This is a genomic window from Arthrobacter sp. 05L45_2, assembly GCF_056397525.1.
On the sequence record NZ_JBFTNO010000326.1, the window covers coordinates 1 to 1,859 of the forward strand.

General features: G+C 67.5%; 2 protein-coding genes and 1 pseudogene. 2 read left to right on the forward strand and 1 reads right to left on the reverse strand.

All coding sequences use genetic code 11. From position 1 onward, the window contains the following. Nucleotides 1-301: DUF4229 domain-containing protein (locus AC1DHD_RS16055; protein ID WP_476880661.1), on the reverse strand; the 301-nt coding region annotated here is incomplete at its 3' end. A gap of 72 nt (nt 302-373) precedes the next feature. Between AC1DHD_RS16055 and AC1DHD_RS16060 the strand changes: the two genes are divergently transcribed. Both AC1DHD_RS16060 and AC1DHD_RS16065 read left to right on the forward strand, forming a co-directional pair. After that, nucleotides 374-799 carry a PLD nuclease N-terminal domain-containing protein gene (locus tag AC1DHD_RS16060; RefSeq protein WP_476880662.1) on the forward strand — a complete coding sequence of 142 codons (426 nt, stop codon included), beginning with the start codon at nt 374-376 and terminating at the stop codon, nt 797-799. 826 nt (nt 800-1,625) lie between these two features. Further along, nucleotides 1,626-1,859: pseudogene (locus AC1DHD_RS16065) on the forward strand (hypothetical protein); the annotation flags it as partial.

Consider the following 1,859-nt stretch of genomic DNA (forward strand, 5'->3'; position numbering starts at 1 on the left):
CCTTGGGGCGGATCTCGTTTCGGACGGTGACGTCCGGGTGCTGGTCGACGAGGCGGTCCTCGGCGTCGGCGTCGTCGATCTCCCCCGCGCTGCGCAGCGGCTTGGCCTGGCCCGACAGGCGCGAGTGGATTGCGGCGGTGGCCTCGTCGCGCTGCTTCTGGAAGAAGAGGAAGCTGATGGCGAAAGCCATCATCCCCGCGCAGAGGGCGGCGAGCAGCCAGCCGAGCTGCAGGTAGATGAACAGCGCAAACAGCGGGGCGAATAGCGCGAGACGGATCAGGGAGTATTTCAGGAAAGCCACGTACCCAGTTTAGCCGTCCTGGCCGGGCCGCCGCCCGACGCCGGAAGCTCGCGCGGAGGCTAAACTGAAGCTATGCTCCGTGTCGTGGTACCAATCCTTGTACTGGTCGTTTTTATCTACGGTCTCATCGACCTCATCCGGACCGACGCACGCCTGACAAAGGGCATTTCCAAGCCTGCCTGGATCGTAGTGCAGATCGTCCTCCCCGTACTCGGAGCGGTTTTGTGGTTCCTGATCGGCCGGCCGCGGGGCCAGGCTCCGGAGGCCCCAGTCAGCTACCGGCACCCCACTGCGCCGGACGACGACCCCGATTTCCTCCGCAACCTCGAACAGCGCCGGCGCAACCAGTCGGAGGCTGACCGGCTCAAGAAGCTGAAGGCCGAACTCGACGCGAAGGAGCGCGAGCTCGGYAACAACAGCGGGGAGAACCGCGGCCCGGACACCGGCGAAACCCACGGCAGCGGCGATACCACGCAAGGCACCGACGAGGTCAAGTAGCGCTACCCGGGTGTAGGTGGGCCCAGCCCCGCAGCCTGGCGCGGACTGCACGCCGCCCACAACCCCGCCCGTCGCATCCCCACACGCCGCAGGCACGCCCACTTGCCACAAACGGCCGCTTCATCCACCTCATAGCGGCCATCTCTGTCATCTCGGCGTGCTCCCCGCGCCAGTGGCCCGCCACGGACCTCGTTGTCCGGCCCACCTGGCTCCTGTGCTTCATGAAACGTGAGTTCCAAGCGCGAGACGTCGGCACACAGCCACACTCCCCGCATCATGGCCCTCGCTCCGCGCACTTCGCCCCGTACCCCGCGTGCACGCCCATTTGCCACAAACGGCCGACCTCCCCGCCGCATCCCCGCTCCCGCGGGTACTCCCAGTTGCCACAAACGGCCGAACTCCCCGCCGCACCCCCGCTCCCGCGGGTACTCCCAGTTGCCTCAAACGGCCGCTTCAGGAGACCCATAGCGGTCATCTCTGGCACTTCGCCGAGCGCCCCGCGCCAGTGGGCAGCCACCGACCTCATTGTCCGGCCCACCTGGCTCCTTGTGCTTCATGAAACGAGTGTTCCAAGCACGAGACGTCGGCACACAGCCACACTCCCCGCATCATGGCCCTCGCTCCGCGCACGTCACCCCGTACCCCGCGTGCACGCCCCGTTGCCACAAACGGCCGCTTCAGGAGACCCATAGCGGCCATCTCTGGCAGTTCGCCGCGCTACTACATCCACGAGCGGCCGGCACGGACCAAGTCCACTGCTCCCCCACACCGCGCCTGTCCTGTGGATAACGCCGCGACGACCTTCTGTAGGGCCCAGAATTTTCCTATGCGCCAACCGAGCAGTCTCCCGCCACAGCTTCGGAGCAGACCTTTCACCGTCGCGGAGGCCCGCGCAGAGGGGCTGAGCCGCCGTCGGATCCGCGCGCGCGACCTCGTCACCCCCTGCCACGGTGCGCGTGCCGCCGCCTCGCTTCCCGACACACTGCTGGAACGGCTCCATGCGTTGTGCGCGGTGACGGGTGCGGTGGTGAGCCACCTTTCGGCCGCCGTCCTGTGGGGC